The organism is Mesorhizobium sp. B2-3-6, from assembly GCF_006442305.1.
Taxonomy (GTDB): domain Bacteria; phylum Pseudomonadota; class Alphaproteobacteria; order Rhizobiales; family Rhizobiaceae; genus Mesorhizobium.
This window is the reverse complement of the sequence record NZ_VFVW01000004.1, coordinates 191,884-206,043: the sequence shown is the minus strand read 5'-3', so window position 1 is coordinate 206,043 and position 14,160 is coordinate 191,884. Positions and strand designations below refer to the sequence as shown.

Annotated in this window: 16 protein-coding genes; 4 read left to right on the top strand and 12 right to left on the bottom strand. The window is 62.7% G+C overall.

From position 1 onward, the window contains the following. Positions 1-4 precede the first annotated feature (4 nt). The 5 genes from era to FJ953_RS13480 form a co-directional block, all read right to left on the bottom strand. The gene (gene era, locus FJ953_RS13500) at positions 5-937 is read right to left on the bottom strand and encodes a GTPase Era (RefSeq protein WP_140494591.1); all 933 of its coding nucleotides are present in this window, start codon (positions 935-937) and stop codon (positions 5-7) included. Next, the gene (gene rnc / locus FJ953_RS13495; protein WP_140494593.1) at positions 934-1,659 is read right to left on the bottom strand and encodes a ribonuclease III; all 726 of its coding nucleotides are present in this window, start codon (positions 1,657-1,659) and stop codon (positions 934-936) included. The genes era and rnc overlap by 4 nt, the downstream gene beginning before the upstream one ends. Positions 1,660-1,663: 4 nt before the next feature. Continuing rightward, positions 1,664-2,413 carry a signal peptidase I gene (lepB, locus tag FJ953_RS13490; protein WP_140517805.1) on the bottom strand — a complete coding sequence of 250 codons (750 nt, stop codon included), beginning with the start codon at positions 2,411-2,413 and terminating at the stop codon, positions 1,664-1,666. 77 nt (positions 2,414-2,490) lie between these two features. Then, on the bottom strand, positions 2,491-2,904 hold the full coding sequence (gene acpS, locus FJ953_RS13485) for a holo-ACP synthase (protein ID WP_140494597.1): 414 nt from the start codon (positions 2,902-2,904) through the stop codon (positions 2,491-2,493). Continuing rightward, complete coding sequence (locus FJ953_RS13480) at positions 2,901-3,500, bottom strand: DUF2062 domain-containing protein (RefSeq protein WP_140494599.1); 600 nt, start codon at positions 3,498-3,500, stop codon at positions 2,901-2,903. Before FJ953_RS13480 ends, acpS begins: the two co-directional genes overlap by 4 nt. Before the next feature lie 216 nt (positions 3,501-3,716). Here FJ953_RS13480 and FJ953_RS13475 point away from each other — a divergent pair, with 216 nt between their 5' ends. Continuing rightward, positions 3,717-4,238, top strand: a complete 522-nt coding sequence (locus FJ953_RS13475; RefSeq protein ID WP_140624523.1) for a GNAT family N-acetyltransferase — start codon at positions 3,717-3,719, stop codon at positions 4,236-4,238. Between the two features lie 6 nt (positions 4,239-4,244). On the opposite strand, the gene FJ953_RS13470 is transcribed toward FJ953_RS13475, so the two are convergent. The 4 genes from FJ953_RS13470 to rpoZ form a co-directional block, all read right to left on the bottom strand. Then, the gene (locus FJ953_RS13470) at positions 4,245-4,625 is read right to left on the bottom strand and encodes a VOC family protein (RefSeq protein WP_140559458.1); all 381 of its coding nucleotides are present in this window, start codon (positions 4,623-4,625) and stop codon (positions 4,245-4,247) included. A gap of 10 nt (positions 4,626-4,635) precedes the next feature. Further along, a complete protein-coding gene (pyrE, locus tag FJ953_RS13465) occupies positions 4,636-5,214 on the bottom strand; it encodes an orotate phosphoribosyltransferase (RefSeq protein ID WP_140520690.1) in 579 nt (192 codons plus the stop codon). A gap of 28 nt (positions 5,215-5,242) precedes the next feature. Continuing rightward, positions 5,243-7,471 carry a bifunctional (p)ppGpp synthetase/guanosine-3',5'-bis(diphosphate) 3'-pyrophosphohydrolase gene (locus FJ953_RS13460; protein WP_140517800.1) on the bottom strand — a complete coding sequence of 743 codons (2,229 nt, stop codon included), beginning with the start codon at positions 7,469-7,471 and terminating at the stop codon, positions 5,243-5,245. A 128-nt stretch (positions 7,472-7,599) separates the two neighbouring features. Beyond that, positions 7,600-8,001 (bottom strand): DNA-directed RNA polymerase subunit omega, encoded by a 402-nt coding sequence (gene rpoZ, locus FJ953_RS13455; RefSeq protein WP_140494610.1) that lies wholly within the window; start codon positions 7,999-8,001, stop codon positions 7,600-7,602. Between the two features lie 333 nt (positions 8,002-8,334). Here rpoZ and FJ953_RS13450 point away from each other — a divergent pair, with 333 nt between their 5' ends. Further along, the gene (locus tag FJ953_RS13450) at positions 8,335-8,916 is read left to right on the top strand and encodes an NYN domain-containing protein (protein ID WP_140494612.1); all 582 of its coding nucleotides are present in this window, start codon (positions 8,335-8,337) and stop codon (positions 8,914-8,916) included. Between the two features lie 11 nt (positions 8,917-8,927). After that, positions 8,928-9,590 (top strand): uracil-DNA glycosylase, encoded by a 663-nt coding sequence (locus FJ953_RS13445; protein WP_224519207.1) that lies wholly within the window; start codon positions 8,928-8,930, stop codon positions 9,588-9,590. A gap of 14 nt (positions 9,591-9,604) precedes the next feature. Here the strand turns inward: FJ953_RS13445 and FJ953_RS13440 are convergent, their stop codons facing one another. From FJ953_RS13440 to dapA, 3 genes are all read right to left on the bottom strand, one after another. Next, positions 9,605-10,315, bottom strand: a complete 711-nt coding sequence (locus tag FJ953_RS13440; protein ID WP_140624522.1) for a GH25 family lysozyme — start codon at positions 10,313-10,315, stop codon at positions 9,605-9,607. Between the two features lie 83 nt (positions 10,316-10,398). Further along, on the bottom strand, positions 10,399-10,878 hold the full coding sequence (smpB, locus tag FJ953_RS13435; protein WP_006202221.1) for an SsrA-binding protein SmpB: 480 nt from the start codon (positions 10,876-10,878) through the stop codon (positions 10,399-10,401). Between the two features lie 25 nt (positions 10,879-10,903). Continuing rightward, on the bottom strand, positions 10,904-11,785 hold the full coding sequence (gene dapA / locus FJ953_RS13430) for a 4-hydroxy-tetrahydrodipicolinate synthase (RefSeq protein ID WP_140494617.1): 882 nt from the start codon (positions 11,783-11,785) through the stop codon (positions 10,904-10,906). Positions 11,786-12,088: 303 nt separating this feature from the next. On the opposite strand from dapA, the gene FJ953_RS13425 reads away from it, so the two are divergent. After that, positions 12,089-14,134 (top strand): lytic transglycosylase domain-containing protein, encoded by a 2,046-nt coding sequence (locus FJ953_RS13425; protein ID WP_140624521.1) that lies wholly within the window; start codon positions 12,089-12,091, stop codon positions 14,132-14,134. The last annotated feature ends 26 nt before the right edge of the window (positions 14,135-14,160 follow it).

Genomic DNA, 14,160 nt, shown 5'->3' with positions numbered 1-14,160 from the left:
CATCCTAGTGCGGAAACTCGAGCCCCATCTCACGGTAGCGTTCGGGATCGTCGCCCCAGTTCTCGCGCACCTTGACGAACAGGAACAGATGCACCTTTTGCTCGAGGATGCCGGCGATTTCCATACGCGCCGCCTGGCCGATGGCGCGGATGGTCTCGCCCTTGTGGCCGAGCACGATCTTCTTCTGGCTGTCGCGTTCGACATAGATGACCTGCTCGATGCGCACCGAGCCGTCCTTCTTCTCTTCCCATTTCTCGGTTTCGATGTGCGAGGAATAGGGCAGTTCCTGATGCAGCCTGAGATAGAGCTTCTCGCGAGTGATCTCGGCGGCGAGCTGGCGCATCGGCAGATCGGAGATCTGGTCTTCCGGATAATACCAGGGCCCCACCGGGAGCGCCTCGGCAAGGTAATCGAGAAGGTCCTTGCAGCCGGAGCCGGTCAGCGCCGAAACCATGAAGGTGCGCTTGAACGGCACTCTTTCGTTCGCTGCTGCCGCCAGCGCCAACAACGCCTCCGGCTTGACGCGGTCGACCTTGTTGAGGATCAGCGCCATCGGCTGGCGCACATCCTTCAGGCGTTCGAGAATGGCATCGGCATCACCTCTAATGCCACGCTCGGCATCGATCAGGAGCAGCACGATATCGGCATCCTTGGCGCCGCCCCAGGCTGTCGTCACCATTGCCGTGTCGAGACGCCGCTTCGGCTTGAAGATGCCCGGCGTATCGACGAAGACGATCTGCGCGTTGTCGTGCGTGGCGATGCCTCTGACGATGGCACGCGTCGTCTGCACCTTGTGGGTGACGATTGACACCTTGGCGCCGACAAGCTGGTTGACCAGCGTCGACTTGCCGGCATTGGGCGCACCGATCAGCGCTACGAAGCCGGAATGCGTAACGGCCGCAGGCGCGGCCGGAACCGTGTCTTCCGTGGCTGTCATGCCGCGTCTCCCTGATCGATCCAGACACCTTCACGAATGAGAAGGGCGGCGGCGGCGGCCTGCTCGGCCTCGCGTTTGGAGCGGCCGCTGCCGACAGCCGGCTGAAACCCACCAACCATGACACTGACGGTGAACAGCGGATCGTGATCCGGCCCCTCGCGGCTATCGATGCGGTAGACGGGCACGGCGCTTGCCGCCTGATGCGCCCATTCCTGCAACTCGGTCTTGGCGTCGCGTCGGCCGGCACCCGACGCCTGCGAGCGCGGCTGCCAATATTTGTGGATGAAAGCGCGCGCCGCTTCCAGCCCTCCGTCGAGGTAGAGCACGGCGATCAGTGATTCCAGCGCGTCGGCGCGCAGATTGACGCGCTTGCGTCCCTCGAGCCCTTGAACGTCGGATCCGGCGCGGATCAGCTCCGGCAGACCAATATGTTCGGCGATCTCCGACAGCGCCTCGGCATTGACCAGCGCGTTGAACCGCAGCGACAATTCGCCTTCCGCCGCATCGGGAAACGCGGCCAGCAGCATATCGGCCACCACGAGGCCGAGAACCCGGTCGCCCAGGAACTCAAAGCGCTCATAGTCGGTGCCGGCATTGGCGCCGCGGGCGCTGGCATGGGTCAAGGCACGCTGCAGGCGCCGGCGGTCGGCAAAGGCATGGCCCGTGCGCTCCACCAGCGCTTCGGCGAGCGCGTCGGCGGTCAGCCGTCTTGTCGCCGCCATGACCCTAATTAACGAAGTGGAAGAGGCGCGAAGCACGCATAAGCGACGGCCACTTCCAGATTTCGAGCGGGCTCGCCTTGCCGGCGATCGAGAAGAAAACAAGGTTGGCCCGGCCAACCAGGTTTTCGGCCGGAACGTAGCCGACGGAGAATCGGCTGTCGGCGGAGTTGTCCCTGTTGTCGCCCATCATGAAATAGTGACCGGGCGGAACATCGAACTCGCGCGTGTTGTCGCCGATCGAGTTCGGCGACAGATCCAGCGTATCGTAGCTGACGCCGTTGGGCAGCGTCTCACGATAGACGTCGATCGGATAATCCTTTTCGGTGATGTCGGGATTGTCGATCTGTCCGGTCTTCACGCGCGGCACGCCGACGCCGTTGATGAACAGCTGGCCGTCCTTCACCTGGATCTTGTCGCCGGGCAGGCCCACCACACGTTTGATGTAGTCAACGGACGGGTCCGGCGGGAACTTGAACACCACCACGTCGCCGCGCTTCGGCTCGGAGCCCCAGATGCGGCCCGAGAAGATGTCCGGGCCGAAGGGCAGCGAATAACGGGAATAGCCGTAAGACCATTTGGTGACGAAGAGATAGTCGCCCTCGAGCAGCGTCGGCCGCATCGAACCCGACGGGATGGAAAAGGGTTGGAACAAGAGCGTGCGAATGACCAAGGCAAGCAAGAGCGCCTGGACGATGACGCTGACGGTTTCGCCAAGCCCGCCGGATTTCTTCTGGGGTTTTTCAGCCACGCTCATGTCGTCCTCGATTGTGCGTTGGATGGTATAGAGTCTCGGCGCGCGCTGGGCAACGTCATGCCGGTGGTCAGATGCAATCAATGTGGCGCTTGTTCGACGGGCAACGCTTCGATGATCACAAAGGCTTGAGCAAGCGGAAAATCATCCGTGATGGTGAGATGGATCATCGCCCGATGGCCCTTTGGCAGAATCGCGTTCAGCCGCGCCTCGGCGCCACCGGTCAGTGCCATGGTGGGCGCGCCGCTCGGAAGATTGACGACACCCATGTCGCGCCAGAACACGCCCTGCGCCAGGCCGGTGCCCAGTGCCTTGGCGCAGGCCTCCTTGGCTGCGAAGCGCTTGGCGTAGGAGGCCGCCCGCGCCCGACGGTTTTCGGAGCGGGCTTGCTCGACTTCGGTGTAGATTCTCTGGATAAAGCGCTGGCCATGGCGCTCCAAGGACTTTTCAATGCGTCTGATATCGATCAGATCGCTGCCGATGCCGATGATCATCGCGCGGTGGAACCGATGCTTGCGTTTGGGTGAGACGATTGCTCATGGCGGGCCGCGCGCTCTGCCAGCCGTTTGCGCCGCTGCTCGCGAAAGGCGTTCATGCCCCAGCGCGTGATGGCGTAGAACAGAACCCCAAAGGCCAGTCCAAGCGGTATCGCACCGATCAGCATCGGCTTCAGCACCGGGGCCCACAATTGCGCGAAGGAAAGGTTGTGCAGCATCTCGCCCAGATGTGCTGGCGGGCCGTGCGCCGGCAGGCGGCTGTGCAGGATCAGCTTGCCGGTCTCCCAGGAGGCGCCCCACAGCAGCGGGAACGTCAGTGGATTGCCGAAGAATACGGCGCCAAGTGCGGCCGCCACCAGATTGCCGGCTATGAGCCAGCACAGCACCGCGGCAATGGCGAAATGGAAACCCACCGGAAAGAACGAAGCAAAGACGCCAGCGGCGACGCCGGCCGCCACCGCATGCGGCGTGGCCTTCAGCCGCAGGATGCGCTTGGAGAAGTACTGCAGCGAGCGCGAAAACGACCGGCGCGGCCATAGATAGGTACGCACCCGCTCCAAGAGGCCATCAGGCTCGCGGCGTCGAAAAAGCACTCTATTCCAATTCCTGATCTACCAATACCCGCCGTCCTGCCACCCAAGCCAGGTCACAGCAACTTATCTTGCGCTTCCGGGGCGCAGAAAGGCAACAACGACTTTGATATAGCGACAGGCTGCCTTCGGAACAACGAAACGCTGCCGCGATGGTCTGCCGCAGGGGGTAACAAGATCGCCATTGAGGCGAAACTGAGGAAAAGAAGGACGGCCGGCATGGCCACCATTCGACCAGCGCGCGACGACGAGGCGAAAGAGTTGCCCGATATCGAGCAATCCGCCGGGCTGGCGTTTCGTTCCATACCGGACCTCGCCTGGATCGCCGAAGACGGCAATATGAGCGTCGAGCGGCACCGCGCGCTGACCACGGAGGGCACATGCTGGGTCGCCACGGACAAGCGCGACCGCGCCATCGCCTTCTTGAGCGCCAGCGTTGAGGACGATGCATTGCATATCCTGGAATTCGACGTTCGTTTTGAGTGGCAAGGCTCGGGCATCGGCCGAGCCCTGCTGGAGACCGTCATCGAGGAGTCCAGGCGGCGCGGCCTTGCAACGATCACGCTGACGACATTTCGCAATGTTGCTTGGAACGTGCCGTTCTACCGAAAGTTCGGATTCCGCGTCCTGGAGGATGCGCAGATCGATGCGCGGCTCGCCGGGTGGCTGAGACAGGAAGCCGCGCACGGCATGCCGGTGAGCCGGCGCTGCGCAATGCTGCTCGATCTCGCGCGGATTTAACGGCGGCTATTCCAGATATTCACTGACCTCGATCAGATTGTCGTCGGGATCGCGGAAATAGACAGACATCATGCGGCCGCGTGCGCCGATCCGCTCTACTGGTCCAAGTTCCACCGCCACACGATCGGCTTCGAGACTGGCGAGGAGTTCGCCGAGCGGCCGATCGGTGATCAGGCAGAAATCACCGGCTCCGGGCGTCGGCGACTTCGCCTTCGGCTCGAAGGTGCGGCCGACCTCGTGGACATTGATCTTTTGGTTGCCGAAAGCCAGGGCTGTCGGCAGGCCCGGCGTATCGATGCGCTTAAAGCCCAGAACGCGCTGGTAAAAGGCGCAGGTCGCCTCGAGTGAGGCCACCGTCAGCACGAAATGATCGATACTGATGATCATCCCGCCCCTCTCAGATATTGCGACTGCCCGGCTTGATCGCCGGTATGGCGGCGAGTTCCGGCGGCAGCCGATCGGCCGGATAGGCCGGCACCTCGTACTCGGCGAGGGCGATCAGCGGCACGCCGACATCGGTCTTGCCCGCCGAGCGGTCGATGATGCAGGCCGCCGCCGTGACCTCGGCGCCAAGTTCGCGCAGGCAGTCGATGGTCTCGCGGATAGACAATCCAGTGGTGACGATGTCCTCGACAATGACGACACGCGCGCCGAGCGCGATCTCGAAGCGGCGCAGCCGGAACTCGCCCCCTTCCCGCTCGACCCAGATCGCCGGCACGCCAAGATGGCGCGAAGTCTCGTAGGCCGGGATCAGCCCGCCGATGGCCGGGCCGACGACATAGTCGATTTTACCCGGCACGGCGGCGCGGATCTTTTCGGCCAGCGCCTTGCACAGCCGCTCGGTCTTATCGGCATGCATGAACACGCGCGCCTTCTGCAGGAAGACAGGGCTGCGCAGACCCGACGTCAGGATGAAATGCCCCTCCAGGACAGCACCAGCCTGGCGAAAAATATCCAGCACTTCGTCCGTATTCATCCGTCTATCCCCGTGTAGATCAGCCGAGTTAGCCATTGACACGCCGTGCATCGCTGACGCTCGAATTGTCCTTGAGCTGCGACAGCAGCCGGTTGAGATGCTTCAGATCCCAGACTTCGAGATCGATCAGCATTTCGGTGAAATCGGGCGCGGTGCGCACCATTGACAGCGTATGGATGTTGGCATCGTTCGAGGCAACGACCTGGGCGATGTCGGCGAGCGATCCCGGTGCATTGATGGCGGTGACGGAAACACGCGCGGGGAAGCGTTCCTTGGTGCGCTCGTCGATGTCCCAGCGCACGTCAATCCAGCGCTCGGGCTGGTCGTCGAAAGCCTGCAGCGCCGGCGACTGGATCGGATAGATGGTAATGCCGGTGCCCGGCTGCACGATGCCGACGATGCGGTCGCCAGGCACCGCCCCTTCCGGCGCGAAACGCACCGGCAGGTCACCGCGCACGCCACGGATCGGCACCGCGCCGTCACGCGGCTGGTCCTTGTCCTTGCGCGCGGCACGGCCCGGGATCTGGAACAGCATGCCGGCGGCGTTGCGGATCTTCGACCAGCCTTCCTCGCGCTGCTTGGGCGCCGCCGGCGTGACGCGCTCGTCCTTGTAATCGGGGAAGACGGCTTTCATGACGTCGGTGGACGCCAATTCGCCGCGGCCGACGGACGCCAGCACGTCCTCGATGTCCTTGCGCGCCAGCCGGTGCAGGACGGGCTTCAGGTTTTCCTTGGTGAAATTCTTGCCGGCCCGCTCGAAAGCCCGTTCGAGAATGCGCGCGCCGAGACCCGAATACTGCTTGCGGATGGCGTTCTTGGTGGCGCGGCGAATGGCGGCGCGCGCCTTGCCGGTGACGACGACGGATTCCCACGCGGCCGGCGGCACCTGCGCCTTGGAGCGGATGATCTCCACCTCGTCGCCATTCTTCAGCTCCGTCATCAGCGGCATGATGCGGCCGTTGACCTTGGCGCCGACGCAGGTGTCGCCGACATCGGTGTGAACCGCATAGGCGAAGTCGATCGGCGTGGCACCTTTCGGCAGCGCGATCAGCATGCCCTTGGGGGTGAAGCAGAACACCTGATCCTGGAACAGTTCCAGCTTGGTGTTCTCGAGAAAATCCTCGGGATTGTCGCCCTCGGCGAGTTGTTCGATCGTGCGCCTCAGCCAGGCATAGGCATTGGTTTCCTTCGAGATCGAATGGGCCGTGCCGTTCGCCTTGCCGCCGGTATCCTTGTAGATCGAATGGGCGGCGACGCCATATTCGGCGATCTTGTTCATCTCGCGGGTGCGGATCTGAAGCTCGACGCGCTGACGCGACGGCCCGACGATTGTGGTGTGGATCGAGCGGTAGTCGTTCTGCTTCGGTGTTGAGATGTAGTCCTTGAAACGGCCGGGCACCATCGACCAGGCGGTGTGGATGGCGCCAAGCGCGCGATAGCAGTCCTCGACATTGTCGACGACGACGCGAAAGCCGAAAATGTCGGACAATTGCTCGAAGGAGAGCGCCTTGGCCTCCATCTTGCGGAACACCGACCACGGCTTCTTCTGCCGGCTTTTGACGCCTGCATTGATCGCGTGTTTCTCGAACAGAGCCGACAGCGCTTTCTCGATCTCCGACAGCACACCCTTGTTGCGCTCGAAAATCTCGGCGAGCCTGGCGGTGACGGCGCGATAGGCTTCCGGATTGATGTAGCGGAAGGCGATCTCCTCCAGTTCCTCGCGCATGCCCTGCATGCCCATGCGCCCGGCCAGCGGCGCATAGATATCCATCGTCTCCTCGGCGATGCGCAGGCGCTTGGCTTCCGGCACATGGTCGAGGGTGCGCATATTGTGCAAGCGGTCCGCGAGCTTGACCAGAAGCACGCGCACATCTTCCGAGATCGCCAGCAGAAGCTTGCGCAGGTTCTCGGCCTGCTCGGCCTTCTTGGAGACGAGGTCGAGCTTCTTCAGCTTGGTCAGACCCTCGACCAGCTTGCCCATCTCGGGCCCGAACAGTTCGTCGATCTCGGCCCTGGTCGCCGTGGTGTCCTCGATCGTGTCATGCAGCAGGGCGACGGCGATCGTCGCCTCGTCCATGTGCATTTCGGTGAGGATGGCGGCGACTTCGAGCGGATGCGAGAAATAGGGGTCGCCGGAAGCGCGCTTCTGGTGGCCATGCTTCTGCATGGCATAGACATAGGCCTTGTTGAGCAACGCCTCGTTGACGTCAGGCTTGTAGCGCTGGACGCGCTCGACAAGCTCATACTGACGCATCATGGGCGGAATCTCTCGGCGATGAAATGAATCATGCGCCGCACTGCTGCACGGCGCATGTCATAGATAGCCACGAAACTGCCGGGACGGAAGTGCCGGAAGATTGTTCCAGGCGCCTCCGCAAAGCAGTCTTAGTAGTCGTCGCTCTTTTCCGGCGGCACCAGGCCTTCGATGCCGGCCAGCAGGTCTTCCTCGGTCATGCGATCGAAGGCGATGTTGTCCTCCGCATCATCGGTATCGGCGGCCGTGACGGCTGCGCCGGTCTGATCGGCGATCGCCTCGCCATCGGCTTCGGGCTCGTCGACCTCGACATGCTTCTGCAGCGAATGGATCAGGTCTTCCTTGAGGTCGTCGGGCGACAATGTCTCGTCGGCGATCTCGCGCAGTGCGATGACCGGGTTCTTGTCATTGTCGCGCGGGACGGTGATCTGCGCGCCTTGGCTGATCTGACGAGCACGGTGGCCGGCCAGAAGCACCAGCTCGAAGCGGTTGTCGACCTTGTCGATGCAATCTTCAACGGTTACGCGGGCCATGGATTGCCCCTTTCATGCCTGGATTTAATGGAAAACAGGCGCGGTCAATAACCCGAACGCCGCCGAAATACAAGCATTATGGAATGCCGGGGCCGGAGAACGCAGGATCTGTCATTGCTTTGTCGGATTTCCCCCAAAACCGGTTTCAGTCGAGCTCCGGTGCGCCCGGTACCAAGCCGGCGATCACAATTGCTTGCAGTGCGGCAACGCACCCTTGGATTGCCACAAAACTGGCGTTATTTCGAAAAGCGTAAGGTCAGCCGGTTTATTGCGAACCCTACTGATAGTCGCATTTCGTTTTGACGGCCGCTTATTTCGAAAAGGAATTTTTCCATGTTCGACCCCCGTGAAAAGATCGCCCTGTTCATCGACGGCGCCAATCTCTACGCCACGTCGCGCGCGCTCGGTTTCGACATCGATTATCGCAAGCTCCTGTCGAGCTTCCAGAAACGCGGTTACCTGCTGCGCGCCTACTATTACACCGCCCTGGTAGAGGATCAGGAATATTCCTCGATCCGGCCGCTGATCGACTGGCTCGACTATAACGGCTTCAAGGTCGTCACCAAGCCGGCCAAGGAATTCACCGACTCGACCGGCCGCCGCAAGATCAAGGGCAACATGGACATCGAATTGACCGTCGATGCGCTGGAACTGGCCGATGTCGTCGACCACTATGTCATCTTCTCCGGGGACGGCGATTTCCGCACGCTGGTCGAGGCGCTGCAACGGCGCGGGCGCAAGGTGTCGATCGTCTCGACCATGGCCTCGCAGCCGCCGATGATCTCCGACGATCTGCGTCGCCAGGCCGACCATTTCATCGACCTGATGACGTTGAAGAACGAGGTGGGCCGCGATCCTTCCGAAAGGCCGGTGCGCCGACCCGAACCGGCCGAGACGGAAGAGGACGAGTACTGAGGGCGGCTGCGTTGGCCGCACATCTGGCCGCCTCCCCGGAACCCGATCGCGATTGCCCGCTCTGTCCGCGGCTGCACGGTTTCATTGCCGAGTGGCGGCAACGCGAGCCATCGTGGTTCAACGCGCCGGTTCCGACCTTCCTGCCGCCCGAAGGCGACGATTCGGTCCGGCTGCTGATCGTCGGGCTTGCGCCCGGCCTGCGCGGAGCGAACCGCACGGGCCGGCCTTTCACGGGCGACTATGCCGGCGACCTGCTCTACGGCACGTTGATCGCGCACGGCTTGGCGCGCGGCGAGTTCAAGGCACGGCCTGACGATGGGTTGGAGCTCGTTGGAACGGCAATCACCAACGCCGTCCGCTGCGTGCCTCCCGAGAACAAGCCTGTGGGCGCCGAGATCGCCACCTGCCGGACTTTCCTTGTGCCGACGATCGCACGGTTTCCCAATTTGCGGGCCGTGCTGACACTTGGTTCGATCGCGCACCAGTCGACCGTGCGGGCACTGGGCCAGCGCGTCGCCGCCTATCCCTTCAAGCATGGCGGGCGGCAGGAGGCCGATGGCATTACGCTGTTTTCCAGCTATCACTGCTCGCGCTACAACACCAACACCGGCGTGCTGACCGAAGCGATGTTCGTCAGCGTTTTCAGGGAAATTGCGGCGTTCCTGGATTCGTAGGGTCTGGAATTGCCTTACAACGCCGGCGCGAACAACGCGGCCAGCGTCTCCTGACCGCCTTGCAGGACGTTCAGGTCGACGTCACCGACGATGCCCTCGACGCGGCCCCTGTTGTGGTACTGCCAGTAGACCCAATCGTCGCGACCCGGCTCGAGCAGCAGTGAGCGAAGCCAGAGCGGACGGGCGGCGATCTGTCCTGCATAGGCCGTTGCTGCATCGTCGGTCAGATAGATGATGGCTTTCTTGCCAAAGGCGGCTTCAACGGGACCGAGGAAGGCCTGCAGTTCGGCGTCGAGTTGTTCGGGCGAAGGGCGCTGCGGGCAATTGCCGCCGAACTCGATGTCGACAACCGGCGGCAGCAAAGGCTGGTCGTGCGGCACCACGGCGATGAAATTCTTCGCCTGGTCGGCGCCCGGCCGGCAGAAGGTGAAAAAGTGATAGGCGCCGACAGCGAGCCCGGCAGCACGAGCCTCGCGCAGATTGGTGGCAAAGGCATCGTCGACATGATCGCCGCCCTCGGTCGCCTTGATGACTGCAAAGGCGACGTCGGCGGCGGCAACGCGTCGCCAGTCGATGCGGCCCTGATGATGCGAAACGTCGATGCCCCTGACAGGATATTTGCCGCGATCCGGAGAAAACGCATGGAAATAGAAGAAGCCGCCAGCGACAATGAGGATTGCAAAAACCAGGCTGACCGATCCCCAGAGGATGATCCGGTTCTTCAAGACTGTCCCCTCCGGTATTCTGGCTCCTTGGCTAGAACCCTGAAAGCCAAACACTTATCCGCTTGGCTACCGCCTGATGGCTGTCACCCGCGCTCTTTCAAGAGCCTGCCCTTCTCACGCGACCAGTCGCGCTGCTTTTCCGTCTCGCGCTTGTCGTGCAGCTTCTTGCCGCGACCGACGGCGAGCAGCAGCTTGGCCCGGCCCTGGTCGTTGAAATAGATCTTCAGCGGCACCAGGGTCATGCCTTCGCGGTCGACGCTCTGCGACAGCTTGGCCATCTCGCGCTTGTTGAGCAGCAGTTTGCGGCGCCGGCGCGGCTCGTGGTTGAAGCGGTTGGCCTGCAGATATTCCGGTAGATAGGAGTTGATCAGCCAGATCTCGCCGCCCTCGACCGAGGCGTAGCTGTCCTGGATGTTGGCTTGGCCCTGGCGCAGCGACTTGACCTCGGTGCCAGTCAGCACCAGGCCGGCCTCGATCGTGTCGAGCACCTCATAGGAAAACCGCGCCTTGCGGTTTTCCGCAACGGTCTTGTTGTTGGGATCGGCTTTTCTGACTTGATTCATAATGCGGAGAGGTGGCGCCTCATCCCTAATTTATCAAGCCGGCGTGCTTCATCGCCGCGTCGATCTTTTCGGCCGTCGATTGTTCGACCGTGACCAGCGGCGAACGCAGCACGTTCTCGACCTTGCCGAGCTTCGAAAGCGCATATTTGGCGCCGGACACGCCGGGTTCGATAAAGATCGCCTTGTGCAGCGGCAGCAAGCGATCCTGCAATTCCAGCGCCTTGGCGCTGTCGCCGGACAGCGTCGCCTCCTGGAATTCGGCACAAAGCCGCGGCGCGACGTTGGCCGTCACCGAGATACAGCCGACACCGCCATGCGCGTTGAAGCCGAGCGCGGATGCATCTTCGCCGGAAAGCTGGATGAAATCCTTGCCGCAGGTCATACGCTGCTCGGAAACCCGTTCGACCTTGCCGGTCGCGTCCTTGACGCCGACGATATTCTTGAAGTCGTGCGCCAGCCGGCCCATCGTCTCCGGCATCATGTCGATGACCGACCGCGGCGGGATGTTGTAGATGATGATCGGCAGCTTGGTTGCCCTGGCGACGGCGGCGAAGTGCTCATAGAGCCCGCGCTGCGTCGGCTTGTTGTAGTAGGGAGTGACGACAAGTGCAGCATCGGCGCCTGCCTGTTCGGCATATTGGACCAAGCCGATCGCTTCCGCGGTGTTGTTGGAGCCAGCGCCGGCGACGACCGGAGCGCGGCCCCTGGCCGCCTCGATGCAGACCTTGACCACCTGACGATGCTCGTCATGCGACAGCGTCGGCGACTCGCCGGTGGTGCCAACGGGAACAAGGCCTGTCGTGCCCTCCGCAAGTTGCCAGTCGACAAAGGCGCGAAAGGCTTTCTCGTCGAAACGCCCGCTCTTTTCGAACGGTGTCACGAGCGCGGTCAGCGAGCCTCTCAGCATGTTCGTCCAACTCCTTGGGACTTCTTGTTCACGCATATCGTTATCCCGAAACCGGTAGCCACTTTTGGGCGATAGGCATGGGTGTTTTCGTCTCTGGTCTTAATGTCGCGCCTTCTAACCGAAAGCGAGGCGGCGCACCATAGTCTCGACATGGTTGCGCGGCAAGCATTGCCATGCTGCCAGCAAACGCAATTCGAACGGCCTCGATAACCTTTTGTTAACTGGCCCTTCATGACCTAAGTTTACGTTCTGGTCCGGGTCGCGAAGCTTTCGCGCCTGCTGGTGATGTGTAAAGGCTGAACGATGCCGACTAGGCGGCCTCATCTTTTCGCGCTCCTGGGCGCGGTCGTCGCGCTGATGCCGGAGATGGCGATCGGCGGCAGCGTCGACGTGCAGTTGACATCGGCCATCCCGATACCCGGCATGCAAGGCTCGCAAGATGCGGGTCCACGCGATACGGCCCTCTCTGACAGCGTCGTGCAGTTGAAGAGCGGTCTGGACGCACTGGCGGCGGGCGACATTCCCGGTGCCCGCGCCGCGCGCGATGCCCTTCCCGCCCGTTCGCTCGACCAGCACATCCTTGCCTGGGCAATCGCGCTTTATGGCGGCGACAAGGTGCCGAGCGGCGACATCGCGGCCGCAGCGAAGATGTTGCCCAACTGGCCGGGGACAACCGCGCTGCGCAAGAACAGCGAACGCGCACTCTATCGCGAGAACCCCGCCCCCGACATCGTTGTGCAGGCGTTCGACGGCAGCCAGCCGCAGACATTCGAAGGCGTGATGCTTCTTGCCCGCGCCTATGTGGCCCTGGGCAAGACAGAGGCGTCGCGTTCGGTGCTGGTACCGTTCTGGCGCACCGCGATCCTGGAGGCCAAGGACGAGACAGCGCTGATCAAGGAGTTCGGCGGGCTGATCCCCGCCGCCGATCACCGATTCCGCATGGAGCGCATGTTCTACGCCGACCGGGTCGGCGCGGCGCAGCGCGTCGCCGGCCCGGCGCAAGCGGAGCAACTGGCCACCGCCTGGGCGGCGGCCGACAAGGGCGACAAGAACACCCCCAAGCTGCTCAAGGCGGTGCCGGCTTCACAGCGTTCTGCCGGCTATTTCTTCGCGCAAGCCGAATATCTTCGCAAGCAAGACAATATTGCCGACGCCGCCGCCATCGTGATGAAGGCGCCGACGGATCGCGAAGCGCTGGTCGACCCGGATGCCTGGTGGGTGGAGCGCCGGGTACTGTCGCGCGAGCTGGTCGACAAGGGTGACATGAAAGCCGCCTACAGGATCGTCGCCATGCATGCGGCCGAAAGCACAGCGAACGCCGCCGAAGCCGAATTCCATGCCGGCTGGTACGCGCTGCGCGGTCTGAACGATCCCAGGCTTGCGGCAACCCATTTCGCGCGCATCGCCGACCTTGCGCAGGGGCCGATGACATTGTCGCGCGCCTATTACTGGCTCGGCCGCGCCGCCGAAGTTGGTGGTCCAGGTAACGCAAAGGACTATTTTGCGCGCGCGGCGGCCTATGGCACGACATTCTACGGCCAGCTCGCCGCCGAGCGCATTGGTCGCCCGGCGCTGAACATCGTCTATCCCACACCGAGTGCCGCCGACCGCCAGAGTTTTGCCGGTCGCGAAGCCGTCGCCGCCATCAAGCGGCTGCAGGAGGCGGGCTACGACCGTTATGCCGAAACGCTCTATCGTGACCTTGCAGGACAGTTGACCAGCCCGGGCGAACTGGCGCTCCTGGCCGTGCTGGCGGAAAAGCAGGGCAACCACTTCATGTCGCTCAAGATCGGCAAGATCGCCGGCGCGCGTGGCATCGATGTCGGCGCGCTGTCGCATCCTTTGGGGGTCATCCCCGATAGCGCCGATATTTCCGGTTCGGGCAAGGCGCTGGCCTATGCCATCGCCCGCCAGGAAAGCGAATTCAACATCGCCGCCATATCGAGCGCCGGCGCGCGCGGGCTGCTGCAGCTGATGCCGGCAACCGCCAAGCAACTGGCGAAGAAGGCCGGGCTGCAATTCTCGCAGGCACGCCTGACCACCGACGCCGGCTACAATGCGACGCTGGGCTCGGCCTTCCTCGGCCAGCAGCTCGATCGCTTCAACGGCTCCTATGTGCTGACCTTCGCCGGCTACAATGCCGGCCCCAGCCGCGCTGCCCAATGGGTGGCGAAATACGGCGATCCGCGCGGCAAGGACATCGACGCCGTCGTTGACTGGATCGAGCGGATTCCTTACACGGAAACAAGGAGTTATGTGCAGCGCGTGATGGAGAACTACGAGGTGTACAAGATGCGCATTTCCGGCAAGTATGACATTGTGGGAGATCTTGTGAACGGGCGGAGTTGACGGCTTTCATTCCTCTTGCGAGAGGA